This window comes from Chryseobacterium tagetis (assembly GCF_016735585.2).
GTDB lineage: Bacteria > Bacteroidota > Bacteroidia > Flavobacteriales > Weeksellaceae > Chryseobacterium > Chryseobacterium tagetis.
The window spans coordinates 301,797-325,564 of sequence record NZ_JAERSE020000004.1 but is presented as its reverse complement, the minus strand read 5'-3'; the positions used below and the strand labels follow the sequence as shown (position 1 = coordinate 325,564).

At 34.8% G+C, this 23,768-nt stretch carries 25 protein-coding genes and 1 tRNA gene; 9 read left to right on the top strand and 17 right to left on the bottom strand.

Annotated features, from left to right (window positions below; translation table 11 throughout):
• Positions 1-110: 110 nt before the first annotated feature.
• Positions 111-197, bottom strand: a tRNA-Ser gene (locus tag JI747_RS15420).
• Positions 198-252: 55 nt separating this feature from the next.
• Complete coding sequence (locus tag JI747_RS15415; protein WP_225689780.1) at positions 253-1,269, bottom strand: asparaginase; 1,017 nt, start codon at positions 1,267-1,269, stop codon at positions 253-255.
• A gap of 78 nt (positions 1,270-1,347) precedes the next feature.
• Between JI747_RS15415 and JI747_RS15410 the strand changes: the two genes are divergently transcribed.
• The 4 genes from JI747_RS15410 to JI747_RS15395 all read left to right on the top strand — a co-directional run bounded on the left by JI747_RS15410 (position 1,348) and on the right by JI747_RS15395 (position 3,929).
• A complete protein-coding gene (locus JI747_RS15410) occupies positions 1,348-2,019 on the top strand; it encodes a TrmH family RNA methyltransferase (protein WP_225689779.1) in 672 nt (223 codons plus the stop codon).
• On the top strand, positions 2,019-2,453 hold the full coding sequence (locus tag JI747_RS15405) for a hypothetical protein (protein WP_225689778.1): 435 nt from the start codon (positions 2,019-2,021) through the stop codon (positions 2,451-2,453). Before JI747_RS15410 ends, JI747_RS15405 begins: the two co-directional genes overlap by 1 nt.
• Positions 2,454-2,530: 77 nt before the next feature.
• Complete coding sequence (locus JI747_RS15400; protein ID WP_225689777.1) at positions 2,531-3,316, top strand: hypothetical protein; 786 nt, start codon at positions 2,531-2,533, stop codon at positions 3,314-3,316.
• 76 nt (positions 3,317-3,392) lie between these two features.
• Complete coding sequence (locus JI747_RS15395; protein ID WP_225689776.1) at positions 3,393-3,929, top strand: hypothetical protein; 537 nt, start codon at positions 3,393-3,395, stop codon at positions 3,927-3,929.
• Here the strand turns inward: JI747_RS15395 and JI747_RS15390 are convergent.
• Genes JI747_RS15390 through tsaD form a run of 3 tightly spaced genes read right to left on the bottom strand, consistent with a single transcriptional unit; the run spans position 3,926 to position 6,068 of the window.
• Positions 3,926-4,621 carry an RsmE family RNA methyltransferase gene (locus JI747_RS15390; protein ID WP_225689775.1) on the bottom strand — a complete coding sequence of 232 codons (696 nt, stop codon included), beginning with the start codon at positions 4,619-4,621 and terminating at the stop codon, positions 3,926-3,928. The genes JI747_RS15395 and JI747_RS15390 overlap by 4 nt on opposite strands.
• Before the next feature lie 20 nt (positions 4,622-4,641).
• Positions 4,642-5,052 (bottom strand): hypothetical protein, encoded by a 411-nt coding sequence (locus JI747_RS15385; protein ID WP_225689774.1) that lies wholly within the window; start codon positions 5,050-5,052, stop codon positions 4,642-4,644.
• Positions 5,052-6,068 (bottom strand): tRNA (adenosine(37)-N6)-threonylcarbamoyltransferase complex transferase subunit TsaD, encoded by a 1,017-nt coding sequence (tsaD, locus tag JI747_RS15380; RefSeq protein ID WP_225689773.1) that lies wholly within the window; start codon positions 6,066-6,068, stop codon positions 5,052-5,054. The genes JI747_RS15385 and tsaD overlap by 1 nt, the downstream gene beginning before the upstream one ends.
• 4 nt (positions 6,069-6,072) lie before the next feature.
• Between tsaD and JI747_RS15375 the strand changes: the two genes are divergently transcribed.
• The 5 genes from JI747_RS15375 (at position 6,073) to JI747_RS15355 (ending at position 13,273) form a co-directional block, all read left to right on the top strand.
• Positions 6,073-10,860 carry a translocation/assembly module TamB domain-containing protein gene (locus tag JI747_RS15375; protein WP_225689772.1) on the top strand — a complete coding sequence of 1,596 codons (4,788 nt, stop codon included), beginning with the start codon at positions 6,073-6,075 and terminating at the stop codon, positions 10,858-10,860.
• 134 nt (positions 10,861-10,994) lie between these two features.
• Positions 10,995-11,465: an Lrp/AsnC family transcriptional regulator gene (locus JI747_RS15370; protein ID WP_042723244.1), complete on the top strand. Its 471-nt coding sequence runs from the start codon at positions 10,995-10,997 to the stop codon at positions 11,463-11,465.
• Positions 11,466-11,533: 68 nt separating this feature from the next.
• Entirely contained in the window at positions 11,534-11,911 is a 378-nt protein-coding gene (locus JI747_RS15365; RefSeq protein ID WP_225689771.1) for a hypothetical protein, read from the top strand.
• Between the two features lie 421 nt (positions 11,912-12,332).
• Complete coding sequence (locus tag JI747_RS15360) at positions 12,333-12,857, top strand: TetR/AcrR family transcriptional regulator (protein ID WP_225689770.1); 525 nt, start codon at positions 12,333-12,335, stop codon at positions 12,855-12,857.
• Between the two features lie 2 nt (positions 12,858-12,859).
• Positions 12,860-13,273: a nuclear transport factor 2 family protein gene (locus tag JI747_RS15355; RefSeq protein ID WP_225689769.1), complete on the top strand. Its 414-nt coding sequence runs from the start codon at positions 12,860-12,862 to the stop codon at positions 13,271-13,273.
• An 87-nt stretch (positions 13,274-13,360) separates the two neighbouring features.
• On the opposite strand, the gene JI747_RS15350 is transcribed toward JI747_RS15355, so the two are convergent.
• The 12 genes from JI747_RS15350 to JI747_RS15295 all read right to left on the bottom strand — a co-directional run bounded on the left by JI747_RS15350 (position 13,361) and on the right by JI747_RS15295 (position 23,604).
• Positions 13,361-14,305: a transketolase family protein gene (locus JI747_RS15350; RefSeq protein WP_039371065.1), complete on the bottom strand. Its 945-nt coding sequence runs from the start codon at positions 14,303-14,305 to the stop codon at positions 13,361-13,363.
• Positions 14,306-14,394: 89 nt separating this feature from the next.
• Positions 14,395-15,246 (bottom strand): transketolase, encoded by an 852-nt coding sequence (locus tag JI747_RS15345; RefSeq protein WP_225689768.1) that lies wholly within the window; start codon positions 15,244-15,246, stop codon positions 14,395-14,397.
• A gap of 116 nt (positions 15,247-15,362) precedes the next feature.
• Positions 15,363-16,922, bottom strand: coding sequence for a sodium:solute symporter (locus JI747_RS15340; RefSeq protein WP_225689767.1), 1,560 nt, complete (start codon positions 16,920-16,922; stop codon positions 15,363-15,365).
• A gap of 111 nt (positions 16,923-17,033) precedes the next feature.
• On the bottom strand, positions 17,034-17,336 hold the full coding sequence (locus tag JI747_RS15335; protein ID WP_225689766.1) for a GNAT family N-acetyltransferase: 303 nt from the start codon (positions 17,334-17,336) through the stop codon (positions 17,034-17,036).
• Position 17,337: 1 nt separating this feature from the next.
• The gene (locus JI747_RS15330) at positions 17,338-17,736 is read right to left on the bottom strand and encodes an OsmC family protein (protein ID WP_225689765.1); all 399 of its coding nucleotides are present in this window, start codon (positions 17,734-17,736) and stop codon (positions 17,338-17,340) included.
• Positions 17,736-17,954: a (4Fe-4S)-binding protein gene (locus tag JI747_RS15325; protein ID WP_225689764.1), complete on the bottom strand. Its 219-nt coding sequence runs from the start codon at positions 17,952-17,954 to the stop codon at positions 17,736-17,738. Before JI747_RS15325 ends, JI747_RS15330 begins: the two co-directional genes overlap by 1 nt.
• Position 17,955: 1 nt before the next feature.
• On the bottom strand, positions 17,956-18,534 hold the full coding sequence (locus JI747_RS15320) for a TMEM175 family protein (RefSeq protein ID WP_225689763.1): 579 nt from the start codon (positions 18,532-18,534) through the stop codon (positions 17,956-17,958).
• Positions 18,531-19,067, bottom strand: a complete 537-nt coding sequence (locus tag JI747_RS15315; protein WP_225689762.1) for an NADPH-dependent FMN reductase — start codon at positions 19,065-19,067, stop codon at positions 18,531-18,533. Before JI747_RS15315 ends, JI747_RS15320 begins: the two co-directional genes overlap by 4 nt.
• 19 nt (positions 19,068-19,086) lie before the next feature.
• Positions 19,087-19,989: a pirin family protein gene (locus JI747_RS15310; protein ID WP_225689761.1), complete on the bottom strand. Its 903-nt coding sequence runs from the start codon at positions 19,987-19,989 to the stop codon at positions 19,087-19,089.
• A gap of 289 nt (positions 19,990-20,278) precedes the next feature.
• Positions 20,279-21,154, bottom strand: coding sequence for a pirin family protein (locus JI747_RS15305; RefSeq protein WP_225689760.1), 876 nt, complete (start codon positions 21,152-21,154; stop codon positions 20,279-20,281).
• A 76-nt stretch (positions 21,155-21,230) separates the two neighbouring features.
• A complete protein-coding gene (locus tag JI747_RS15300; RefSeq protein ID WP_225689759.1) occupies positions 21,231-22,634 on the bottom strand; it encodes an MFS transporter in 1,404 nt (467 codons plus the stop codon).
• 157 nt (positions 22,635-22,791) lie between these two features.
• Positions 22,792-23,604 (bottom strand): hypothetical protein, encoded by an 813-nt coding sequence (locus tag JI747_RS15295; RefSeq protein WP_225689758.1) that lies wholly within the window; start codon positions 23,602-23,604, stop codon positions 22,792-22,794.
• Between the last annotated feature and the right edge of the window lie 164 nt (positions 23,605-23,768).

Here is a 23,768-nt window from a genome sequence, read left to right as displayed (position 1 = left end):
ATACAAAAAAACACTGTTTGCTTTACAAAATCATAAATGAAATGATGATGAATAAACCTATAAAAAACAAACAACCCCATTGATGTACAATGGGGTTGTTTTGGTATTTGCAGAGAGGAAGGGATTCGAACCCTCGATACAGTTACCCGTATACTACCTTTCCAGGGTAGCTCCTTCAACCACTCGGACACCTCTCTTTTTCAGATTGCAAAAATAGGGTAATTTATTGAATCTGCAAATTTAATCACACGATTACTCAGAAATTTCTCCACAAAGACTTTTGGTGAAATTTTCAGCAAAGCTTCCTTTGTAGACGGGATTGCCAATTAAATGCATGGCTTTTGTAATAGCACATTCTGCGGTCATATCTTTTCCGCTGATGGCTCCTATTCTTGAAAATACATTGCTGTTTTCGTATTTTCCAAACGAAATACCTCCTGAAATACATTGGCTTACCACTACGATTTCTGTTCCGTTGTTTCGGATTTCCTGTAGTGTTTCCTGGGTTTTTTCATTGCTGAAAATAGTTCCGGATCCAAAAACCTGAAGAATCAATACTTTCATTCTGGGGATTTCTTTGAAATGGCTTAAATGCATTCCCGGAAAAATTCTCCAGAATAAAATATCTTCAGAAATATGTTCATCTACATGAAATTCTACGCTCGGATCGCAACGGTAAAGATTGTCTTTAATAATATTTAAGTGAACTCCGGATTGTCCTAAAATAGGATAATTCGGACTTGAATAGGCATCAAAAAACTCAGCCGAATATTTTAAGGTTCTGTTTCCTCTCAGCAATTTATATTCAAAATAAATGGCAACTTCCTGAATGACCGCTTCATTATTTTCATATAAACTGGCATAATATAAACTGGTCAGAAGATTTTCTTTGGCATCCGTTCTCAGATCACCGATAGGAAGCTGTGAACCTGTGAAAATAACGGGTTTTCGTAATCCTTTCAGCATGAAACTTAATGCGGAAGCAGTATAAGACATCGTGTCGGTTCCGTGAAGAACCAGAAAGCCATCATATTCTTCATAATTTTCACGGATATAATTGGCAATCATTCTCCATTCCTTTGGTCCCATATCTGATGAATCCAGAGGCTCTGTGAAAGGGTGAAGAGAAACTTCGCATTCCATGAGCTTCATTTCCGGCATTTTTTCAAAAATATTTCCGAAGTCGAAAGCACGCAGACTTCCTGTTTCATAGTCTTTTTCCATCCCGATGGTTCCACCGGTATATATTAGCAGGACTTTTCGTTTCATGTAACTTTTATTAAGAATTTAGACCTTTGTCGGGTTCATTCCTCAAAATTACGTTAATTTGCAAAGATTTGAAAATGCATGGAAGATTTAGTAAAAACATACGAGTACCTCAAAGAGTTTTTAACGGAAGAAAGAATAAGGAAAATTGAACATTTTGCGCCTGAAAGTTCAGATTTTGTGCTGCCGGTTTTGGAAGACGTCTATCAGTTCAGAAATGCAGCAGCAGTGGTTCGGTCTACAGAAGCCTGTGCTTTTCATAAAGTAGTTGCTTTGCAGGAAGAACATAATTTTGAGCCTAATCTGCGAGTGACGAAAGGAGCAGATACCTGGGTTGAAGTCGAAAAACTTCCCCGAAATATGGAATCTTTCCAGAAGATCAAAGACAGAGGCTATAAAATGGTTGCGGTATCGTTAGAAAATAATGCTAGATTTTTGCCTGAGTATGAAATCACAGAACCGATGGCTCTAATTTTCGGAACTGAAATGGAAGGCGTTTCCCAAGAAATTTTAGACTTTGCAGATGAGACTTTGGCGATTCCGATGTATGGTTTTACGAGAAGTTTTAATGTTTCTGTGGCGGCTTCGATCTGTTTGTATGAATTAAAGCAAAAGCTGATAAAGTCCGGAATAGATTATAAACTTAATGAAGAAAAATTATTAAGAGTGAAAATCCGTTGGGCGGTGAATTCGATGCGAAGCGGAGATCAGATATTTGAAAAATATTTGAGAGAAAATAATATTAAGATGTAATGAAAAAATACACAAAATACTTATTCTTTTTTTCTTTTGGTATGTCTTTAACGAGTCTTTTTATCATTGAAAAAGGCTATAAGGAGCTTTATCCTTTTGCCAGCTGGAAGTTATTTGCAGTTCCTAGTGGAGGATCTTTACATGAAGAAAGATATATTTTGTATGGTCTTAAAGGTATGGATACTATAAAAATAAATTATATAACACCTTCTCCATACTATGATGCCAATGATAAAGCTTTGATTACGGATACTTATGGGAAACAAATAGAAAATAATATAGATAAGGAAATGAGTCGCAAAAAACTCTTGATCTTTGCTAAGGATATAGAACCAAATTTTGAAGGTTATTTACTCTATAAAGAGAGCTACAATCCTCGTCTGATTGAGACAAAAGCCATGAAAATTGCTAAGAAATTTATTATTGAATTATGATGACCTATCCTCAGCTTACTATCTTTAATTTTAAAGTTTCTTATTTTCTTGTAAGAATTTTTGGTCTCTATTGGTTGGTGGCACAATATTTAAAATTTAAAATGCTCAAAGAAAGGGCGGATTCTCTTAATGAACCTGTTTTTTGGCTCCAAAAAATTATATTTCCTGAATATCCCAGTACGTTAGTATTTGTAATTCTTTTAATGACCTGTGGGTTACTTTTTGTATGGACATTTTTTAAACCGTCTTATATTCTTAATGTGTTTATATTTCTTTTAGCGGCGGTTATTAATCTCCCCATTTCTGCTAATTATGGACTGCATCATGATAATCATTTGATTATTCTTGGTTTCTTTCTAAGTATATTTCTATTGCCAGAAAAATTAGAAGGAAAAGATTATAAACTTATTCAGTATTTTTATTTAGGTATTTTGGTAACCTATACTTTGGCAGGAGCAAGTAAAATTTTGGCAACATTTAAAAATATTATAAAACATACTGATAAGCTTTTATGGATTAATAAAAATGCTGCAAAGCTTAATACTTATGATAACTATTATAGGGCGGATGAAATTGTTCCTGTTTGGATGAAAAATTTGTATGCTTACGAAAATATATGGGTAATCATTACTGTACTTGGTATTCTTACACAGTTTTTATGTTTTTTAGGAGCTTTTAATAGAAAATTATTGACATTTTTTATGATTTTTCTATATGTATTCCATTTGTATACGATGAAATTTGTTTTGGCAGATTTTGAATGTGCTAATTATTTTATTCTTGTTATTTTATTTCCTTATCACATTTTGTTCCCTCTTTTGAAGAGATTTAAAATATTTAATGAAGTAAAAAGAGAGTATTAAAAGAAATAGATATTTGAAAAATATGTAAAGGATAATAAAATTAACTTTTAGAAGTTATAGTTGAAATAAAAATAGGATGACGAGATTATTTTTACTGGTATTTTTTATTTCATCCGGTGGTTTGTTCTTTTCACAGCTGAAATTTGATACCTTATCTCACAGAAGATTAAAAACAACCATTTCTCCGGCAATATTAGTCGGTTATCATTATGCAGGAGATGCGAAAGATAATACTGAGACTTTCAGAGCTTCACAAATGCATATCATTGAATTGGTTTTCGGAAGAGTAATTGATTATGGAGGAAATCACGGCGCAACAAAAGTTTATTACGCGGGAAGTGATTTTATCATTAACAACAGATATGGTTTTTTTATGGCCCCTAAAATTGGAGTCAGTTCAAGTGCCGGAATTTCGATGGGAGCAGAAATGCAGTTTCAGACCAATTTTCAGAAAGTCATTCCGCGAATAATGCCTTATTTAGGATTCGGTGGAGGAAATGGAAAACTTACCGTCGGATATAATTTCAGATTGTTAAAAGCCGAAAATTTTCCAATTAATACGCTTCAGGTCGGATTGACAATGCCTATCAAAAGATTTAAAGAGAAAAGCTAGATCATTTTGTTATAATTCCATGCGGCTACAAAAATTCCTGCGGTTTCCGTTCTTAATCTTTGGTTTCCCAGTGAGACCGCTTTGATATTGTTTTCTGCTAAAAATGAAATTTCTTTCTCAGAAAAGTCTCCTTCCGGACCAATTAAAAAAGTAATATTTTCCAGAGATGGAATTTCGTTAAGGTGAACTCTATCCAGATTTTCATGACAATGCGCTACAAATGTATTTTCCGGATTGATCTTTTTCAGGAAATCAGAGATTTTCACAGTATCATTAATCACAGGAAAATGGAATCGTAAACTTTGTTTGGATGCTGCAATCGCCTGTTTTTTCAGCTTATCAATATTGATGTTTTTACGCTCCGTTTTTTCAGTTTGCAGGATTGTAATTTCAGAAACTCCCATTTCTACAGCTTTTTCTACAAAAAACTCAATACGGTCGATGTTTTTGGTCGGAGCAATCGCGATATGAAGCTTTGGACTGAAATCAGGAAAATCTTCTTTAATTTCAGCTACTTCAATATTTGCTTTTTTTCCTTCAATAACGAGTTTTCCCGAAGCAAGATTTCCGTTTCCGTCCGTTACATGGATTTCTTCACCGTTTTTCATACGAAGAACCTTTACAATATGCTGCTGTTCTTCATCATTGATGATTGCTTTTCCGTTATTTATCTCTCCAAAAAAAAGTTTCATAGAAAAAAGGGTATTATTTTTTAAAAAAAGATCTCATTTTCGCTCAAAAATGCAACTCCTGTTTTTATTGTAGTATAAATATCACCTTCACAGTCTCTGTAAGAACACATATAAATTTCCTCAACCCAACTATTATTCATGAAAATCATATTCAGATATTCGTTTTTTCTTAAATTATTTTTGATGGATAAATAATCTCCTTCTTTGGGTTCATACGCAAAGCTGAAAACATTTTCTGAATTTATTTTTTCTAAAACCTCTTCCTTTATATTTTGAATATATCCGGTTTCTGAACTCACCATTAAATAATCCTCATCTTCAGTTTGGGCAACGGCTTCATTTTTTCCGGTAACGGTTTCCAAAACCCAATAATATTTTGAGTTCTTTTTAGATTGCGTTCCCAGTACTTTTTCTTCTAATAATATTTTCATTATAAATCGTATTTTGCGGTAGCTGTTGTTCTCAGATCAGTAAATTCACCTCTTTCAAATTTCAGCTGAGCTACCATGGCAATCATTGCAGCGTTATCTGTTGTATATTCAAATTTCGGGATATAAATATTCCAGTCTAGTTTTTCATGATTGTCCTGCATTGCTTTTCTTAACGCTGAATTGGCAGAAACTCCGCCGGCAATCGCCACTTCTTTTATATTTAAGTCTAGTGCCGCTTTTTCCAGTTTGTTCATTAAAATCTCAATAATAGATTTCTGAACAGAAGCACAAAGATCATTAAGATTATTTTTAATAAAATCAGGATCTTTTTTTACCTCTTTCTGGATGAAATACAATACCGAAGTTTTAATTCCGCTGAAAGAATAATCGTAATTTTCTAACCTAGGTTTATTAAACTTAAAAGCATCCGGATTTCCTTCTTTTGCCAATCGGTCGATAATAGGACCTGCCGGATAATCAAGATCAAATATTTTCCCGATTTTATCAAAAGCTTCACCTGCAGCATCATCAATGGTTTTCCCGATAATTTCCATATCAAAATAGTCTTTTACCAAAACGATCATCGTATGACCTCCGCTTACGGTAAGACACAAAAACGGAAATTTGGGCGGCATAGGATTTGCATCCTCAATGAAATGTGCTAAAATATGTGCCTGAAGGTGGTTTACCTCAATTAACGGAACATCTAAACTCATCGCCAATGACTTGGCAAAAGATGTACCCACAAGAAGTGAACCCAAAAGTCCGGGACCACGTGTAAAGCCTATGGCAGAGATTGCATTTTGTTGTATATTTGCTTTGAGTAAAGATTTTTCAACAACAGGAATGATGTTTTGCTGGTGTGCTCTTGAAGCCAGTTCAGGAACCACACCACCGTATTCTTTGTGAATTGCCTGATTGGCGGCAATGTTAGAAAGAATAGCATTTCCTTTGATAATAGCTGCTGAAGTATCGTCACAAGACGATTCGATACCTAAAATTATAGAGTCGCTCATAATAATGGCAAAGTTAGAGAATAATAACGACAATGAGAACAAAAAATCAGTAGCTGAAAACTTAGGAAATCAGGTACAGAAAACTGTGGAAAATGTTCAGGAAACCGTAAAGGAAGCTTCTGAATTTGCCTCAGACGCTATAAAGCACCCTTTAGATGCTGCTCAGGAAATAGGAAAGCAGGCTGCAAAAGATGTGACAAGCTATTCCTGGTGGGCCAGACTTTTACTGGTTCTTTTCTGGTTTGTTCTTGGGGTAGTTGTTCTTGCTGTTGTAGTCATTAATCTTCCGGTTACCAAGAGATGGGCAGCAGATCAGGCTTTGCAGATCGTAAACAGAGACTTCAAAGCAGATATGTCTACTGAAAGTGTTGAGGTAGATTTTTTTGGAGATGTAACGATTAAAGGGTTAAAAGTAAAAGATTATAAAGGTTTTGAATTCATAAAGGCAAAAGAATTTATTGCCAATTCCGACTGGTTTTCATTAGCGACGAACATTGGTAAACATAATTCTTTAAGTTTCAACGGCCTTATTCTTAAAAATGCCGATGTAAAGGTAATTACTTATAAAGGAGACAGCATTTCCAATTTCATACGATTTACAAAATTATTCGACAGCGGGAAAAAAAGAGATCCTAGCAAACCACCGTTTCAGCTTAATTCCCGATTGGAGATTTTAGATTCTAAAATTTCTATTATTAATCAGAATTCACCGGGAGAAGCAGGGAAATGGCTTACTGCTACAGGAGTGAATCTGAAAGCCCCAAAAGTAAGAGTAAACGGAGCGAATATTTCTGCACAGATCAACAATTTCACATTTACCACCAAAAGATGGGGGAAATCTCATTTTGTGGAAACCTTCTCTACAGAATTTTCGATGACAGAAGATTTTCTGTTGCTGAAAGATCTGACTTTAAATACGGATCATTCATTATTGCAAGGGAATATTAAGTTTAACCTTCACCAAGGTTCATGGGCTGATTTTACTAACAAAGTAAAGTGGGAAATGAATATCAATCAGGGAAGTCAGCTTAGCGGATATGATATCAGTTATTTTGTGACGAACTGGGATAATTTTATTCCATTCAATCTTTCGGGAGACATGGAAGGACCTTTAAACCAGTTTACCTTAAAGAACTTCCTGATCAGAAATCCGCAGGTGAATATTGCTACCAAAAAATTACAGGCCCACAATTTACTGAAAGGGAATTTCCAGATCGAAACGAACGATCTTTCTACCGATTTTACTTATATCGAACTAAAAAAAATGATGCCGACCTTCATCTCTAAAAAGATGAAAAATTTTGCAGATGATTTCGGAAGGCTGAAATACAACGGAACTGCTAAAGTGACTCCTAAGCAGGTGTATATATCGTCAGGAAACCTGATGACTAGCATAGGACAGGCAAAAATCACAAACTTTTCTTTAACGGATTACAGTTCTGCACTGCCAAAATATGTAGGATATGCAGAGATAAAGGATCTGAATACTTCTGTGATCACAAAAAACAAATCTGTTGGATTGATCTCCGGAAAATTTAATCTTAACGGGCAGAGTTTTGATGTCAATACGATGAAGCTGAGTACAAAATCTCAGATTTCAAGTGTTGAGATTATGAATAAAGAAATCAATAATCTGTATTTGGACGGATTATTAGATCACAAAAAATACAATGGTTTAATTACGGTTAATGATGAACAGGCTAAAGCAACCATAAAAGGCTTAATAGATTTCAGCACTTCAAGAATTTTTGCCAATGTAGATGCCAATGTGAGTTATTTAAATATGAATTACTTCACCGATAAACCCGGAAACCAAATCGTGAGCGGGCAGGTTGTCGGAAAAATGGCGATGTCTACCTTAAATGATCTGAACCTTGATGTAGAAGCCAATAATATAGATTTTGCAACGGCAACAGAACGGTATAAAATTCCTAATGCAAAACTTAAAACTTTCATAGAGAATGGCGGAAGAGTAATTGATGTTGACGCACCGGGAGCTGTAAATGGTAAAATTTCAGGGAAATATAATCTTGCAGATCTTGTCGGTATGGTAGAAAATGGCTTAGGAAAAATTTTGGTTGGTCCGCCACCGAGAAAGCTGTACAGAGGTCAGAATTTTGCCATGAATTTTGATGTTGAGCAAGGTCTGATCAGTTATTTTATGCCAGATCTGAAATTGCCTCAAGGTGCAAAAGTGGATGGTGAATATGATGGGAATTCTAATAATTTGATCTTAAATCTTGATGCAGCTTCTCTGAAGTATGTCATGACCAAAATTGAGGAAATAACAGAGGCGGATAAGGCATTGGCTGCATCCAATCCTTCTTATAAAATCAATGACAGGGGCGACATTAAGAAAGACAGTGCTATGGTCGATAGTATTATGGTTAGAATTAACACGGCTAATCTCGATCAGCAACTGTACGCGAAGATAAATAAGATTGAATACAATAAAAATATACTCAGAGATATTACCTTAACCGGTAAAAATGAAAATAATAGCCTGCTCAGAATTTCTACGAACTTCAAACACGGAAGTCCGGAAGATGACGTAGAAAATAAGCTGAAAAGCTATGCAATCAACTTTAACCAGTCTACGAATGAGGCAGGTGACTTTGTATTCAAATTTGAACCTACTGAAATTGCATTCAATGATGTAAATTGGAAAATAGATACCGATCCGAATTTAGATCACTCTATTGTATACAGGAAGAAGACTGCAGATTTTGAAATAAGAAATCTTAGAATTTACTCTGATAACAGTTCATTACAGATCAATGAATCAACATTTAAATCGGCGAAAGATTTCTATGTGGACGCGGAAGTGAAAGATTTCTCAATAGAGAAACTTCTGGAAATGCAGTCCGGAGGAAATCCCATGGGAATAAAAGGACTTGCCAATGGTAGTGTTAAGATCCGTATGGACAAAAGTACCTTGCAACCCCTTATAGACATGACGATAGATGATATTGTCATGAATGGAAATGACATGGGAGATATTACTATCTCTGCAACCAACGGTTTTTCTTTAAATGTGTATGATGTGGATATCAAAGTGGCTTCTGCAGGAGTTTTAGGAAATAACAACCTGCACGTTACAGGAACGGTAAACAATAATACTTCGTCTCCTGTTATAGATCTTACTGCAGAGATGAGAGATTTTGATCTTGCATTTACACAGCAGTTTGTACAGTCCATCTTTGGAAACATGCGGGGTAAAGCAACGGGAGATCTTAAAATTAGCGGAAAATTGAGTGATCTTGATTATAGTGGAGATATTGCATTAAAAGGATTCGGGTTAAAGCTTTTATTTACAGGAGTTGATTATTCATTTGATGATACGGTAATTCCTTTATCAAAAGGATTGGCTATTCTTAATAATATTGAAGTGCATGATGGCAGAACTAGCTCGCAGGGAACAGTTTCCGGGTATATCCGTTTTGAAACCTTATCTTCAATGCAGGTCGCTCTTTTCTTTAATGCCAATAATCTTTTGGTTTTAAATTCAACTCAAAAAGATAACGACCTATTTTGGGGTAGAGTATATGGACAGGGGGAAGCAACGATTTCCGGACCGGTCTCTTCGTTGGATATAGAAACCAGTCCACGAACTCCGTTCAAAGCATTAAATGGAAGTACATTTACCTTTAATTCTGCTTCTACGACTAATGTGGAAGAATTTAAAATGCTGAGGTTTTTAAAAGAAAATAAAGTAGGAGAAATTGTATTGGAAGATAAAAAGAAATCTGGTGCTAATATGAATGTCGATTTGAGTCTGGATATCGATAAAGGGACTACTGTAAATGTTTTGGTGGGAGATGATGTAGGAAACATTTCTGTGAAAGGAATTGCCAACAATCTGAAATTCCAGATGAGCAGACAGGGGAATATTTCTATGAGTGGAGCTTATATGGTAGACAACGGAACCTTTATTTCTAAAGCGATCCTTAACAAAACCTTCCAGATAGAAAAAGGAAGCAGTATTCGTTGGGATGGTGATGCAATGAAGCCTACTCTGGATATTACGGCAAATTATATGAGGATGGTTTCTAATACGGGAGAATATCTTAGTATGAGCGGACTTCAGCCGATTAAAATCCTTCTTCAGGCTAAGATTACAGAAACATTAACAAATCCTGAGGTCGAATTGGGATTGACGGCATTAGATGTTACCAGTCAGGTAAAAGAAGCATTGAACAGTAAACTAAGTCAGGATGGTGAAAAAGTATTACAATTTGGATCTGTTCTTTTGTTAAATAGCTTTAATATGACGACGGGTGGAGTAGGAGTTGATTTTGCCGGAGTAGCGGAAAGTTCAGGATATAATATGATCTTAAAACAATTAGGCTCAGCATTGAATACAGTGAGTAACGAATTCCAGATTGACTTGAATTATGTAAAAGGAGATCAGAACTCAAATACAGGAGACAGAGCCAATGCAGGAGTTAGTTTTGAACTTTCACCAAGAGTGAACGTAAAAACAGGTCTTGGAATTCCGCTTTCTAAGACAGAAAATACAGATACCAACAATTTCTTATCAGGAGAGGGATCTATAGAATATGATATTTCTAAGAAGAATGATGGGACATTAATATTAAGAGGATATTCAAAACCATATGCTATCGGTACTGGAACTGGGCTTAATGCAAATGGCTCAGCAAATCAATCATATGGAGTGGGGGTCGTTTGGAGTAAAAGTTTTAATTCCCTGTTTAAGAAGAAAAAGAATAAAAAACAGCAGAAAGTTGAAAGTGAAATAAAAACAGATTCTGTAAAATCAGAGGTTAAATAATCAGAATATTTTAATGATTTTTATCATCCGTGTTAATTATTGTTAATATTTGTGATAATTTTTTTTACTAAATTATTTTTTCTAAATTTGCAAAAAATATATTTGTTTTTTACAAAAAATACAATCAGACTAATATGAACTATCAACTGGACGAAATAGACAAGAAAATTCTTGATTTCTTAGTAGAAAATACAAGAATGCCTTTTACTGAAATTGCAAAACAGATGGATGTCTCTGCTGGAACAATTCACGTAAGAGTGAAAAAAATGGAAGATGCGGGTATTATTTTGGGATCATCTCTTAACATTGATTACGGAAAGCTAGACTATCACTTCACGGCTTTCATTGGAATTCTTTTAACAAAATCAAACCGTACGCAAGAAGTATTGAAGGAATTAACAAGTATTCCTAATGTAATTGAAGCAAGCGTTATTTCAGGAAAATATAATATTTTTTGTAAAGTAAGAGCTAAAAATACGGAGGATGCAAAAAGAATCATTTATCAAATAGATGATATTCAGGATGTAATGAGAACTGAAAGTATGATTTCTATGGAAGAATACCTAAGTGACAAAAACAGATTGATCAACGCGATCTCTATCTAATTCAAATTTTAAACGAATTATATAAAAGAACTTATGAAATCTCTCATAAGTTCTTTATTTTTGTACCTATGGAAGAATATAGCTATTTTGACGAAGATCCGAAGAAAGGATGGGGATTTATTCTGGCTTTTGCAGCCTTGATGTTGTTTACAATCATGGGATTCGGGATAGATCTTGATGAATACCTGCAACATGAAACATTGAATATTCCGGCTTGGTATTCCTATGCTATTTTCACGATCGATGCATTGATGGCAGTAAGTCTTGTTTTAATGTTTTTCTACCGAAAAATAGGCATTTTTGCATTTCCAACGCTGCTTGTTCTGCACTTCTTTATGCACAATTACTATCTATCCACTTTCCTTTATACGGATGTTACCAATCTTTTCCTTTTTACAGGATTCGGGATGTTGGCAATTATCCCGAAATGGAAATTCTTTAGATAATCTTTTATTAAAGGATTAAAAAACTCGAAGATTAAAAGATTACAATATCAATAGAAACGGACTTTAGTCCGTTTTTTTCTTTTTAAACAATTCCAATTGGCTTTAGCCAAAACTTTTTTTAACGCAATGTTTGTAACGAAGTATTAATGAATGAGTATTATTTTCCGCTCGCAAAGGCACTTCGTTCAGCAAATGATAACTTGAGCCGTAGCTGAGTGAAACGTCTTTGTGAACGGAAATTTTTTCATGTTTAATTAAAGATAAACGTTAGGGTCATTGCGTTAAAAACTAAGAAGTTTTCTTGTTCCGAACTTATTTTAAATTTAGTTATTATTGATATTTCTTTAAAATAATTATAGACAGAATGATCTGTCTGTTTTGAAAATAAAATTATAAATTTGTTTTGTTAAATAAATCGAGCATGTCATCACCAAAAGAAAGAATAATTAACACAACATTTGAACTCTTTGCAAAACAAGGATATAATTCTACAGGAATTAATCAGATTATTGCTGAAGCAAATGTGGCAAGAGCAAGCTTCTATCAATATTTTAAGTCAAAAGAAGACTTATGCGTTGAATTTTTGAATGTAAGACATGAGTATTGGTTTAATGCGTTACACAATTTCACATCAAAACAGAAAGATGTAAAATCTAAAATCATTTCGTCCTTCGATTTTTTAATCTATATGAATCAAAAGGAAGATTTCAGAGGTTGCAGTTTCCTGAATATCTTATCTGAAATTTCTACGGATAATGTGAAAATTTTATCTGTCATTCAAGGTCACAAAACAGATTTGAGGAATTACTTTTCTGAATTAATGGAAGATAAAGACCTTTCAGATCATATTTATTTACTTTTCGAAAGCAGCATTATTGAAAGCCAGCTTTTTAGATCGAATGAATTAATAGAAAAATCAAAAAAAATAATCATCAATTTAATGTAATCATGGAACAAAAGCACCCACTTCCGCCTTTTACTTTTGAAACGGCATTAGAAAAAATCCAATTAGCAGAAGATGCTTGGAATAGTCAGGACCCTGAAAGAGTTTCCAAAGCATATACTATCGACAGCGAATGGAGAAACAGAGATCAATTCGTTAACGGTAGAGAAGAAATCGTAAAATTTCTTTCTAAAAAATGGGAACGCGAATTGAATTATAAACTGAAAAAAGAATATTGGGCGCATACAGAAAACCGTATCGCTGTTCGTTTCGAATATGAATATCAAACCAAAGAAGGCGATTGGTTGCGAGCTTACGGAAATGAAAATTGGGAATTTGATGAAAATGGTTTAATGAGAAAAAGATTCGCAAGTATTAATGATTTATCGATAAAAGAAGAGGAGAGGAAGTTTAAATAAGTGTTTTTGCCTTTGCAAATTTCCAACAAATTCAAAATAAAAAAAGCATCCTAAAAAGGATGCTTTTCATATATAGGTAAGAAAATATTATGCTAAAATTCTCTTCACTGCTTCTTTTACAGCAGCAGCGTCGATTTTATATTTCTTCATCAGTTCAGCAGGCGTAGCAGACTCTCCGAAAGTATCGTTTACTGCAACGAATTCCTGTCTTGTCGGTCTTTTTCTTGCTAACATTCCCGCAACAGACTCACCTAAACCACCAAGGTAGTTGTGCTCTTCTGCAGTTACGATTTTACCTGTTTTTTCAACAGATTTTAAGATGATCTCTTCATCAAGAGGTTTAATTGTGTGGATGTTGATCACCTCACAAGAAATACCTTCTTTTTCAAGCTCATCAGCAGCAACTAAAGATTCCCAAACCAGGTGACCTGTTGCAACGATTGTTACATCAGTTCCTTCCTGTAAAAGAATTCCTTTTCCGATTTCGAAAGGCATATCTTCCGGAATGAAAACAGGAACAGTTGGTCTACCGAATCTTAGATATACAGGACCGTCATGCTCAGCAATAGCGATTGTAGCTGCTTTTGTCTGGTTGTAGTCACAAGGATTGATTACCGTCATTCCAGGAAGCATTTTCATCATCCCGATATCTTCCAACACCTGGTGAGTAGCACCATCTTCTCCTAAAGTAAGACCTGCGTGAGAAGCACAGATTTTAACATTTTTTCCAGAATAAGCGATAGACTGACGAATCTGGTCATACACTCTTGAAGTAGAAAAGTTAGCGAAAGTTCCCGTAAAAGGAATTTTCCCTGTAATGCTAAGACCAGCAGCAAGGCCCATCATGTTGGCCTCTGCAATACCTGTCTGGTAGAATCTTTCCGGAGCTTTCTCAATGAATTTCTCCATTTTCAAAGATCCGATAAGGTCTGCACAAAGTGCTACAACATTTGGGTTAGTATCAGCAAGTTCAGCTAATCCGGCTCCGAATCCTGAACGTGTATCTTTTTTTTCTGTATATGTAAATTTCATTTTACTTAAGTTTTTAATAATTGATAAATGATAGGTGACAATGATATTTTAAAGATTCGCAATCATCATTTATCGATCATCATTTATAATTAATAATCAGCAGGAGCTTCTAAATATAATTGCTTGAATGCAGTATCCAATTGCTCATCATTAGGAGCTTTTCCGTGCCAAGCGTGAGTTCCCATCATAAAGTCTACACCCGCTCCCATTTCTGTATGAAGAATGATTACTACTGGTTTTCCTTTTCCTGTTTCAGTTTTTGCTTTCTCAAGAATAGCAATCACAGCTTCAAGATCATTACCGTTTTTCTCTTCCAAAACAGTCCATCCGAAAGCTTCTAATTTTGCGTGAAGATTTCCTAAAGAAAGTACATTTTCTGTGCTTCCGTCAATTTGCTGACCATTATAGTCGATCGTAGAAATGATGTTGTCTACTTTTTTTGCTGCAGCATACATAAATGCTTCCCAAACCTGACCTTCCTGCAATTCACCATCTCCGTGTAGAGAGTAAACCAAAGAGCTGTCCCCATCTAATTTTTTACCTTGAGCCACACCAAGAGCTACAGAAAGCCCTTGTCCTAAAGAACCTGAAGCGATTCTGATCCCCGGAAGACCTTCGTGAGTCGTAGGGTGACCTTGCAATCTAGAATCTAATTTTCTGAAAGTACTCAACTCCTCAACAGGGAAAAAGTTGAATCTAGCTAAAGTTGAATAGAATACCGGAGAAATGTGTCCGTTTGAAAGATAGAAATGATCTTCATTTTTACCTTCCATCGTGAAAGGAAGATTATAGTTCATTACCTTTCCGTAAAGGGCTGTGAAGTATTCAGTACATCCTAAACTTCCACCTGGGTGACCAGAATTTACAGCGTGAACCATTCTTAAAATGTCTCTTCTGATTTGTGTAGTAAGAGATTTTAACTCTTCGATACTTTTACTCATTATATAAGATTTATTTGCACGCGAATTTACAATTTTTTAATGTCTTATAAAAATGTAAAAATCCGGATGCGAAATCCGGATTTTAGTTTTTATTTAGGTAAAGCTTAATACTTTAATTAAACAATTTTCAAATGCGACTTATGTCTTACCAGCCACAATCCGATGAAAGTAAGCAATCCGTTAAGGATAATTAATTCTACACCAATTCGGTAGTCTGTAAAATCAGTTACCAGAAGATTAATAATATAAGTGAAAATCGGTGCTAAAATAGTCACTGCCAAAATTGAATATTTTTTTGAAATCTGAAATTTGGTGAAAATTCCAAAAGCAAAAAGTCCTAAAAGAGGTCCATACGTATACCCTGCAATTTCCATAATAAGATAAACAATGGATTTATCATTTAATGCTTTAAAAATCATAATCAAAATAAAGAATATGATGGTAAACGTCAAATGAACTTTCATACGAAGTCGTTTTTTCTCTTTTTCAGTTTTGCTTTTATCTTCATTTAGATTTAATAAATCAACACAGTAAGAACTTGTAACCGCAGTTAAAGCACCGTCTGCAGAAGGGAATAATGCTGAAATCAATCCGATAATAAAGATCACAGAAATAATCATTGGAAAATGTCCCTGAAGCGATAAAGCTGGGAAAAGATCATCACCCATGATGTTTTTTATCTGTCCTGCAGAATCTTTAAATCCAAAAATATTGGTAATTGGATCTCCGGCAATTTGTCCGTATTCGGCTCCGTTTTGCATTGCAAACAGATATAGTAAACCTCCTAAGAATAAAAATGCAAGATTTACAAAAAGTAATGTACCTGCAAAAGTCAGCATATTTTTCTTTGAGTTTTTAAGATTGTCAACAGAGATGTTTTTCTGCATCATTTCCTGATCAAGCCCCGTCATTGCAATCGTGATGAAGATTCCTCCTAAAATAGTTTTCAGGAAAAAAGTCTTGGAATTGGGATCGAAATTAATGAAATGCGTATAATTCTTCTGTTCTAAAATAGTATACGCTTCACCGAATGATAAATTTAAATTGGATAAAATATAAATGATACACGCAACTAAGCTGATAATCATAAAAGAAGTCTGTAAGGTGTCGGTAATAACGATGGTTTTTACCCCTCCTTCAAACGTATATAAAAGGACCATTAACAAAAGTACCAAAGCAGTCAGCCAAAACGGAACCCCTAATCCTTCAAGCAAAAAGATCTGTAAAACATTCACGACCAAATACAGTCTTGCAGTAGCACCAATCGCTCTTGAAATGATAAAAAATATCGATCCGATCTTATGGGCTTCAACGTTGAATCTTTTCCCTAAGTACGTATAAATAGAGGTGAGATTCATCTTATAATATAACGGAAGCAGGATTGCAGCCACAATAAAATAACCGATGAAAAACCCGATCACCATCATGTAATATTCAAAACCGCCGTAGATATATTCACTACCGGTCATTTTCCCGACTGTTCCGGGAACAGAAATAAAAGTCACACCACTTAAGCTTGTTCCGATCATTCCGAAAGCAACCAGCCACCATTTACTTTTTTTATTACCAATGAAAAATGATTGGTTATCGGAATTTCGGCTTGTGAAATAAGAAATCACCAAAAGACCAATGAAGTATATAAAAACAAATAGTAAAAGGATAGTTCCGGAATTCATACCTACATTTTAATTTCAGCAAATATAGTTTTTTTCTGTTCTGCTGAAAAAGAAAAAACCTTCCGGATTTCACTCAGGAAGGTTTCTGTATTTTTAATAAATTAAAAAAAATTACTGTGCTTGAGTCTGATTTACTAAAACATCCTGAAGCTCCTCGTGTTTCTGGAAAGTAGCTTTTGCAAAAGGACAAAGCGGAATAATTGTTTTCCCGTTTTTTCTTGCAAAATCTACTGCAGCCAAAAGCATTTCCTTACCAACTCCTTTTCCGTTGTAGGCTTCTTCCACTTCGGTGTGGTCTATAATAAATCTTTCTTCTCCGGCCCAGGTGTAGGTCATCAATCCTGCGTGGTTTCCATCTATGAATGCTTCAAAATTTCCGTGTTTTTCGTCGTTGTTTTGCTTTACTTCAATCATATTATGAGAATTTGGTTAGTATTTCGATATCGTTTGTTAATATTTTATGGACAGGACAGGCGTCTGCAATCGTATGAAGTCTTTTCAGTTGTTCCTCATCAAGATCCGTGCCTTCAAAGGTAATATCTCTTTTGAAAACTGCTCTTTTGGTCAGAGGAAAGTTCTCCAGTTCTACTTCTACATTTATTTTTTCTACATTCCATTCTTTTCTTTCAATATACATTCTTAAAGTAGCTGCAGTACAGCTTGCCAAAGAAGTTGCTAATATTTCAAATGGGTTGAAGCCTTTATTCTGTCCTCCTTTATCTACAGGTTCATCAGTGATCAGTGTATTTTCACCAGCGACCACTTCTGTATAATATTTTTCTTTGCCTAAACTTGCTTTTACGGTGACTGCCATTATTTTTCTGTATTGATTTGATAGCTTAATGCTCCGGAAGGACAGTGATCGATCTGATTTTTCAGCTCCGGAATAGATGCATTTTCAGCTTTTATCCAAGGTCTTTCCTTTGGATTATATACTTTTGGGAGCATTTTCACACATACTGTGGAGTGAATGCATTTCTGAGGCTGCCAGATAATCGTAAGATTGCCGTTGGTATATTCGTGCTTTTCCATATTACTCTTTGTTTAATGATTTTTCAATTCTTTTATCAGGAATCAGCCACATCAAAGCCGTAAAATAATAAAACCCTATTGCAATATAAGGATAATAAAATGAAGTCACGATTCCAAGTGCATATAAAACAATGGAAGCATATTCTTTAAATTTGGAAGAAATAGCTTCTTTAAGTTGTGAGCCTTCACCATCAGATTTTATAATGGTATTTTCTAAAATAGTGTAAGCTGCTGCACACATCACCAATGTAATTCCATAAGTAGCGACCGGATTTTCTGCAAAATGGGTCGATCCGATCCATTCTGTTGCGATAGGCATTAATGAAAGCCAGAACAGCAGATGAAGATTGGCCCAAAGAACGCTTCCGTTGACTTTCTTTACGGTTTGAAATAAATGATGATGGTTGTTCCAATAAATTCCTACGTAAATAAAACTGAAAATATAGGCTAAAAACTTAGGCAAAAGAGGTTTGAGGTCATTCCAGCTGTTCCCTTCAGGAACTTTCAGTTCAAGAACCATGATGGTGATGATAATAGCTAAAACGCCATCGCTAAAAGCTTCCAGTCTGCCTTTGGTCATGAGTTCTCGATTTGAGTTTTAAAGCTTTCAATTTTCGTTTTCAGATCATTCAGCATTTCAGGATTAATCACTCCGCTTTCCAGATCAAAATTTTCATAAAACTTTGAAAGAGAAAATGTTTCTTTGATGTCAGCTCCGAATTGAGGAAAGAATGTTTTTGCAGTGTTCATTACATTTCCGCCACCATAACCTCCCGGAGAAGTTGACATTAAAAGCATAGGTTTATTCTGAAAAACCTTTACATTGATTCTTGATGCCCAGTCGAACACATTTTTAAATGCAGCACTGTAAGATCTGTTGTGCTCCGCCAATGAACATATGATTACATCACATTCCTCAATGACCTTTAAAAAATTATGCGCTTCTTCAGGGAAACCTTTCTTTTCTCGATCGACAGAAAAAACAAGCATATCAAAATCATTAAGATCAATCAAATTAATTTCCTCATTCTGAAAATCTTTCAGAACAAATTTTACAAGTTCTCTGTTGATAGAAGTGGAAGATGTACTTCCTGCAAATGCCAATATTTTCATCGTTTATATTTAAATTTTCTTACGGTTTTCTGTTTAAAATAGCTTTAGGAAGCGGAACATATTCTTGTTCGTCGCCCGGAACCAAAGGAAAAGCATCATGATTCTGATCGTGCCAGTTTACCTTTGCTTCGTCTATCACTTCTTTGCTTGAATTTACAAAATTCCAGAATATAAAACGCTCTTCTTCAAAAGGCTCTCCTCCGAAAAGATAAACCGTTCCGTTTTCGCTCATTTCGAATTCGCACAATTTGGTGTCTTTGGCAATCATTAATTGTTTTGAACCGTAAGAATTTCCGTCCGTAGTCACTGTTCCGTCTAAAACATACATCGCTGCTTCACCGTAAAGATCTTTTCCGATGCTGATCTTTTTAGCTTCTTTTGTTTTGATTTCAATAAAGAACAATTTGCTGTGAACCGGAACCGGAGATGTTCTTCCAAACGCTTCTCCTGCAATCAATTTATACTGAATTCCGTCTTCTTCCCAAACCGGAATTTCTTCTGCTTCAATATGATGAAAAGTCGGTTCAGACTGTTCCAAATGCTTGGGAAGTCCTACCCAGATTTGGAAACCATGAAGTTTTTTATCAGAATGTCTTAAATATTCAGGAGTTCTCTCCGAATGTACAACACCTTTTCCGGCAGTCATCCAGTTTACAGCTCCCGGTTTTATTTCTAAAGCACTTCCGATACTGTCTCTGTGAAAGATCGATCCTTCCAGAAGATAAGTTAAAGTGGATAATCCGATATGCGGATGCGGAGGAACATCAAGATTCTGATAATCTTTCAAATCAGAAGGTCCCATGTGATCGATAAATACAAATGGTCCGACTGCTCTTTTCTCACGGAAAGGTAAAAGTCTTCCGACTAAAAAGTTTCCTATATCTGCTGATTTTTCTTCAATGATAAGTCCTATGTTTGACATGATGTGTAATGAGGTTTTTATATTTTGTTTAAACTAATGTAGTGATTTTTCTAATGTTTACGGTGCTTTGAAGCTTTTTGTTATTGTGAGATCCGGTTGGAAGCTGATCTTTAATGAATTTAATTTCAACCTTAATTTTACAAATAGGTTATTAAGATTGAAATTTAATTTTTAATAATAACAAGCCGGAATTTTTTCTTCTTTCAAAATAACAATGTATTCTTACGATGCTATCATATAAAGTTAAGAAAAAAAGAAATAAACCGATTTTAAGTTTTGTTTAATTCTATTAGTCAGCTAAATAGCCAAATTTTCCTAAGTTGTAATCTTCAAAAGCCTGTATGATTTCTTCTCTGGAATTCATTACAAAAGGACCGTGAGGATAGATCGGTTCATTTAGAGGTTGTCCGCTTATGATCAGTATGATAGCATCTTCTGTGGCTTCAATAGTGAAATTCTCACCTTCATTTTTAAATAAAGCCAAATGATCTGTTTTTACTTTTTCTTCACTGTTCACAAGAATGCTTCCTTCAATGACCAAAGCTGCCGTATTGAATTCTGCCGGGAAATCAAACGCTGCTTTTCCTCCTTTTTTCAGTTTAGCATTCATCATATGTACCGGACTGAAAGTGGTTGCAGGTCCTTTTTCATCTTTGTAGCTTCCGGCAATGATTTCTACCAATCCGTTTTCGCCAAGATCTACTATTTTCATATCAGAGCTTTTAATGGATTGATATTTTGGGTCGCTCATTTTATCTGTTGCAGGAAGGTTTACCCAAAGCTGAACCATTTGAAAAATTCCGCCTTCTTTTGCCCATTCCGTTTCGTGATATTCTTTGTGAAGTACGCCTTTTGCAGCAGTCATCCATTGTACATCTCCTTTACCGATAATTCCGCCGCCGCCTGCACTGTCGTGATGCTGTACTTTTCCCTGATAAGCTATCGTTACGGTTTCAAAACCTCTGTGAGGATGTACACCTACGCCTCTTGGGCTTTCAGTTCCGTTGAAATGAAATTTTGAATTATAATCAAGCATAATGAAAGGATCCATTCTTTTCATATCCATTCCGCTTACTCCGGGAATAAAATTATGAACTCTAAAACCGTCACCTACAAAATGGGCTGGTTTTGGAGCCACTACCATTTCTACATTTTTAGTTGCCATATTATTGTAATTTATATAGCAAAGGTAGGGGAGTTAAAGATCAAAAACATTGATCTGTGGTAAGTAGTAAATCCTCTTAATCCTCTTTCGATTTCATGTTTTTTCCGTCCGAAATATGAAGCCTTCTAAAGACAAGTCCTGAAATAATAGTGAGGATTCCTACGGTAAGGAAAGTATATCGGAATGCATTGTGAATTTCTCCTTTGATGAGGTCTGTGTTTTCAAATATTTTTAAAACAATCAATCCGAAAGCAATCCCAAAACCGATGGCTAATTGTTGGTTGACCGACAATAATGAGTTTCCGCTGCTGGTCTGGAAATTCCTTAAATCAGCAATCGAAATGGTATTCATGGAAGTAAACTGAATTGAATTGAAAAACCCCAGCACTGAAATAATCGGAATGAACCAATATAAGGAAGTATTGATATTTGGAATAGCCAATAAACAGATTAAGGTTCCAATGATAAAAGTATTGGTCATTAAAGTTTGTCTGTAACCGAATTTATCTAAAATTTTAATAACGTACGATTTTCCGAACATAGCGGTGATTGCCATTGGTGCGATGATCCAGCCGGAAGTTACCGCCGATTGTTTGTATGCGATCTGTATCATTAATGGCAATAATAAAGGAACCGCACTGATTCCTAATCTTGTGGCAAGATTCCCGATTATTCCTACACGGAAAGTTCTCACCTGAAATAAATTCAAAGGGAAAATAGGACTGTCGTCTCTTTTTGCATGTCTGTAATAATAATACATGAAAAGGAAGCCAAGAATAAAGACAACCAAAACCGGCGTTGTGTTTTGCATGTCTCCAAAGAGCTCCAGTGAAATAGAAAGTAGGAGAGAAGCGGCAGCGAAAATTAAAAAGCCTTTCAAATCAAAATCTACGTCTTTTGAAGTATAATTGGGCATAAATTTTAATCCTAAAACAATTCCCAGTATTCCAATCGGAATATTAATTAAAAAGATCCAGTGCCACGAAAGATAATCTACCATATATCCACCAACCAAAGGTCCCAAAACAGGTCCTATAAGTGCAGGAATAATAGCGAAGTTCATCGCTTTTAATAATTCGTTTTTATCAAAAGTTTTAATCAGCGCTAATTTTCCAACGGGCGTCATGAGACTTCCTCCGACTCCTTGAATTACTCGTGAAATCACAAGATGGGTCAGATTTTGAGATAAAGCACAAAATAATGAACCTAGACTGAAAAGCACTAAAGAAAAAATAAATACTTTTTTTGTTCCAAATCTGTCTGCTAAAAATCCGCTTGCAGGCATGAAAACAGCCAGTGTCAAAACATAACTGATAATCGCATTCTGCATATTGAGCGGAGATTCCTGAAGATCTTTCGCAATCGAAGGCAAAGAGGTATTTAAAATGGTAGAATCCAGCATCTGCATGAAAATTGCGGTGGCAAGAATCAGAGGGAGAACTTTTTTTATTGAATTGGGCTGCGAAATTACTTCTGACATTTTTTTAGATTTAGATTTCTCTGCTATTGGGATTTTCATGGTTGTCATGCAAAAATTCCCGCGTGATACAGATTGTATATAATACGAACTGTGACTTAGATAAAGAAATCTATATAAAATTAAAAAAGTCTTGCGAGATTTCACAAGACTTTTTGATTTATTTTCTAGGCTTTTCTACTCCTTTCCATTCATCACCCGCTTTTCTGTACTGGCTTAAAATGTAAGTTTTGAAATCTTTTGTTTTGTACTCGATATTATCGGTGTTTTGCTCAAATGGCATGATGTAGTAGTAATCTACATCCGTTTTATCAGATTTTGATCCTTTCTTTACCGATGGAACGTATTTTGAAAATTTGTAATTCGGAAGATATTGTCTTAGTCTTGTATAGAATGCTTTATCTTCTTTTTCATTAGGAATGATATCTACAATATTGAAATCATCTTTTTTCTTGTCGATCCAAAGATAATACGTCTGTTCTTCCTTTGTTTTTTTGTTTAATGAATTGAAAGCAAATAATTCTTTCGGTACCAGTTCTTTGATTTTTTCAGGGTCAACCTTTGTGAAATATTCACCTTGAGAAGGATCTACATACGTTTCAAGATTGTACATCAATACAGAATTGTTATCAAAGTTTTTGTTTTTGAAATACTGGTTAAGAGATAATTCTGCTGTTGCTCTAAGTTCTTTTCCTCTTGCATCCAATTTTTTAGTAGGGTTCTGAGGATTTACTTTTTTTACAAACTCATATAAAACGACAGGTTTTACATCCTTAAGATGCGGATATGTTTTAAGATATTCAGCTTTTGCAAGCCAATAGTATTGTTGATAGTAATCATCTTTTTCGTTATCCTTTACGGTCTTGTACGCTAAAGCAAGTTTCTTTGAGTTTAAATATTTGGCAAATTTACCTTGTCCAAAAGCAAAACTCATGGATAATAAAGCAAAAAAGATAGTAATGTTTCTTTTCATTTTCTTATAATTGAATTTTCGATTTCCAAATATAATTATTTATTATATATTATTTTTGATTAACGGTTAAAATCTGACAATATTATTAACGTAAATTCAAAAGAAAATCCTGTATTGCTACAGGATTGATAAATTTTCATTGTAAAGCTGAAAATTATGAGTCA

What these genes read in the sequence shown, in the direction of transcription:
- tsaD (WP_225689773.1), bottom strand. Translation starts at nt 6,068, where the DNA reads ATGAGCGACTCTATAATTTTAGGTATCGAATCGTCTTGTGACGATACT.
- JI747_RS15320 (WP_225689763.1), bottom strand. Translation starts at nt 18,534, where the DNA reads ATGACCAAAGGCAGACTGGAAGCTTTTAGCGATGGCGTTTTAGCTATT.
- JI747_RS15340 (WP_225689767.1), bottom strand. Translation starts at nt 16,922, where the DNA reads ATGAATTCCGGAACTATCCTTTTACTATTTGTTTTTATATACTTCATT.
- JI747_RS15345 (WP_225689768.1), bottom strand. Translation starts at nt 15,246, where the DNA reads ATGAGTAAAAGTATCGAAGAGTTAAAATCTCTTACTACACAAATCAGA.
- JI747_RS15405 (WP_225689778.1), top strand. Translation starts at nt 2,019, where the DNA reads ATGAAAAAATACACAAAATACTTATTCTTTTTTTCTTTTGGTATGTCT.
- JI747_RS15370 (WP_042723244.1), top strand. Translation starts at nt 10,995, where the DNA reads ATGAACTATCAACTGGACGAAATAGACAAGAAAATTCTTGATTTCTTA.
- JI747_RS15365 (WP_225689771.1), top strand. Translation starts at nt 11,534, where the DNA reads ATGGAAGAATATAGCTATTTTGACGAAGATCCGAAGAAAGGATGGGGA.
- JI747_RS15355 (WP_225689769.1), top strand. Translation starts at nt 12,860, where the DNA reads ATGGAACAAAAGCACCCACTTCCGCCTTTTACTTTTGAAACGGCATTA.
- JI747_RS15410 (WP_225689779.1), top strand. Translation starts at nt 1,348, where the DNA reads ATGGAAGATTTAGTAAAAACATACGAGTACCTCAAAGAGTTTTTAACG.
- JI747_RS15360 (WP_225689770.1), top strand. Translation starts at nt 12,333, where the DNA reads ATGTCATCACCAAAAGAAAGAATAATTAACACAACATTTGAACTCTTT.
- JI747_RS15375 (WP_225689772.1), top strand. Translation starts at nt 6,073, where the DNA reads ATGGCAAAGTTAGAGAATAATAACGACAATGAGAACAAAAAATCAGTA.
- JI747_RS15295 (WP_225689758.1), bottom strand. Translation starts at nt 23,604, where the DNA reads ATGAAAAGAAACATTACTATCTTTTTTGCTTTATTATCCATGAGTTTT.
- JI747_RS15415 (WP_225689780.1), bottom strand. Translation starts at nt 1,269, where the DNA reads ATGAAACGAAAAGTCCTGCTAATATATACCGGTGGAACCATCGGGATG.
- JI747_RS15330 (WP_225689765.1), bottom strand. Translation starts at nt 17,736, where the DNA reads ATGGCAGTCACCGTAAAAGCAAGTTTAGGCAAAGAAAAATATTATACA.
- JI747_RS15325 (WP_225689764.1), bottom strand. Translation starts at nt 17,954, where the DNA reads ATGGAAAAGCACGAATATACCAACGGCAATCTTACGATTATCTGGCAG.
- JI747_RS15390 (WP_225689775.1), bottom strand. Translation starts at nt 4,621, where the DNA reads ATGAAACTTTTTTTTGGAGAGATAAATAACGGAAAAGCAATCATCAAT.
- JI747_RS15305 (WP_225689760.1), bottom strand. Translation starts at nt 21,154, where the DNA reads ATGGCAACTAAAAATGTAGAAATGGTAGTGGCTCCAAAACCAGCCCAT.
- JI747_RS15310 (WP_225689761.1), bottom strand. Translation starts at nt 19,989, where the DNA reads ATGTCAAACATAGGACTTATCATTGAAGAAAAATCAGCAGATATAGGA.
- JI747_RS15335 (WP_225689766.1), bottom strand. Translation starts at nt 17,336, where the DNA reads ATGATTGAAGTAAAGCAAAACAACGACGAAAAACACGGAAATTTTGAA.
- JI747_RS15315 (WP_225689762.1), bottom strand. Translation starts at nt 19,067, where the DNA reads ATGAAAATATTGGCATTTGCAGGAAGTACATCTTCCACTTCTATCAAC.
- JI747_RS15395 (WP_225689776.1), top strand. Translation starts at nt 3,393, where the DNA reads ATGACGAGATTATTTTTACTGGTATTTTTTATTTCATCCGGTGGTTTG.
- JI747_RS15350 (WP_039371065.1), bottom strand. Translation starts at nt 14,305, where the DNA reads ATGAAATTTACATATACAGAAAAAAAAGATACACGTTCAGGATTCGGA.
- JI747_RS15385 (WP_225689774.1), bottom strand. Translation starts at nt 5,052, where the DNA reads ATGAAAATATTATTAGAAGAAAAAGTACTGGGAACGCAATCTAAAAAG.
- JI747_RS15300 (WP_225689759.1), bottom strand. Translation starts at nt 22,634, where the DNA reads ATGTCAGAAGTAATTTCGCAGCCCAATTCAATAAAAAAAGTTCTCCCT.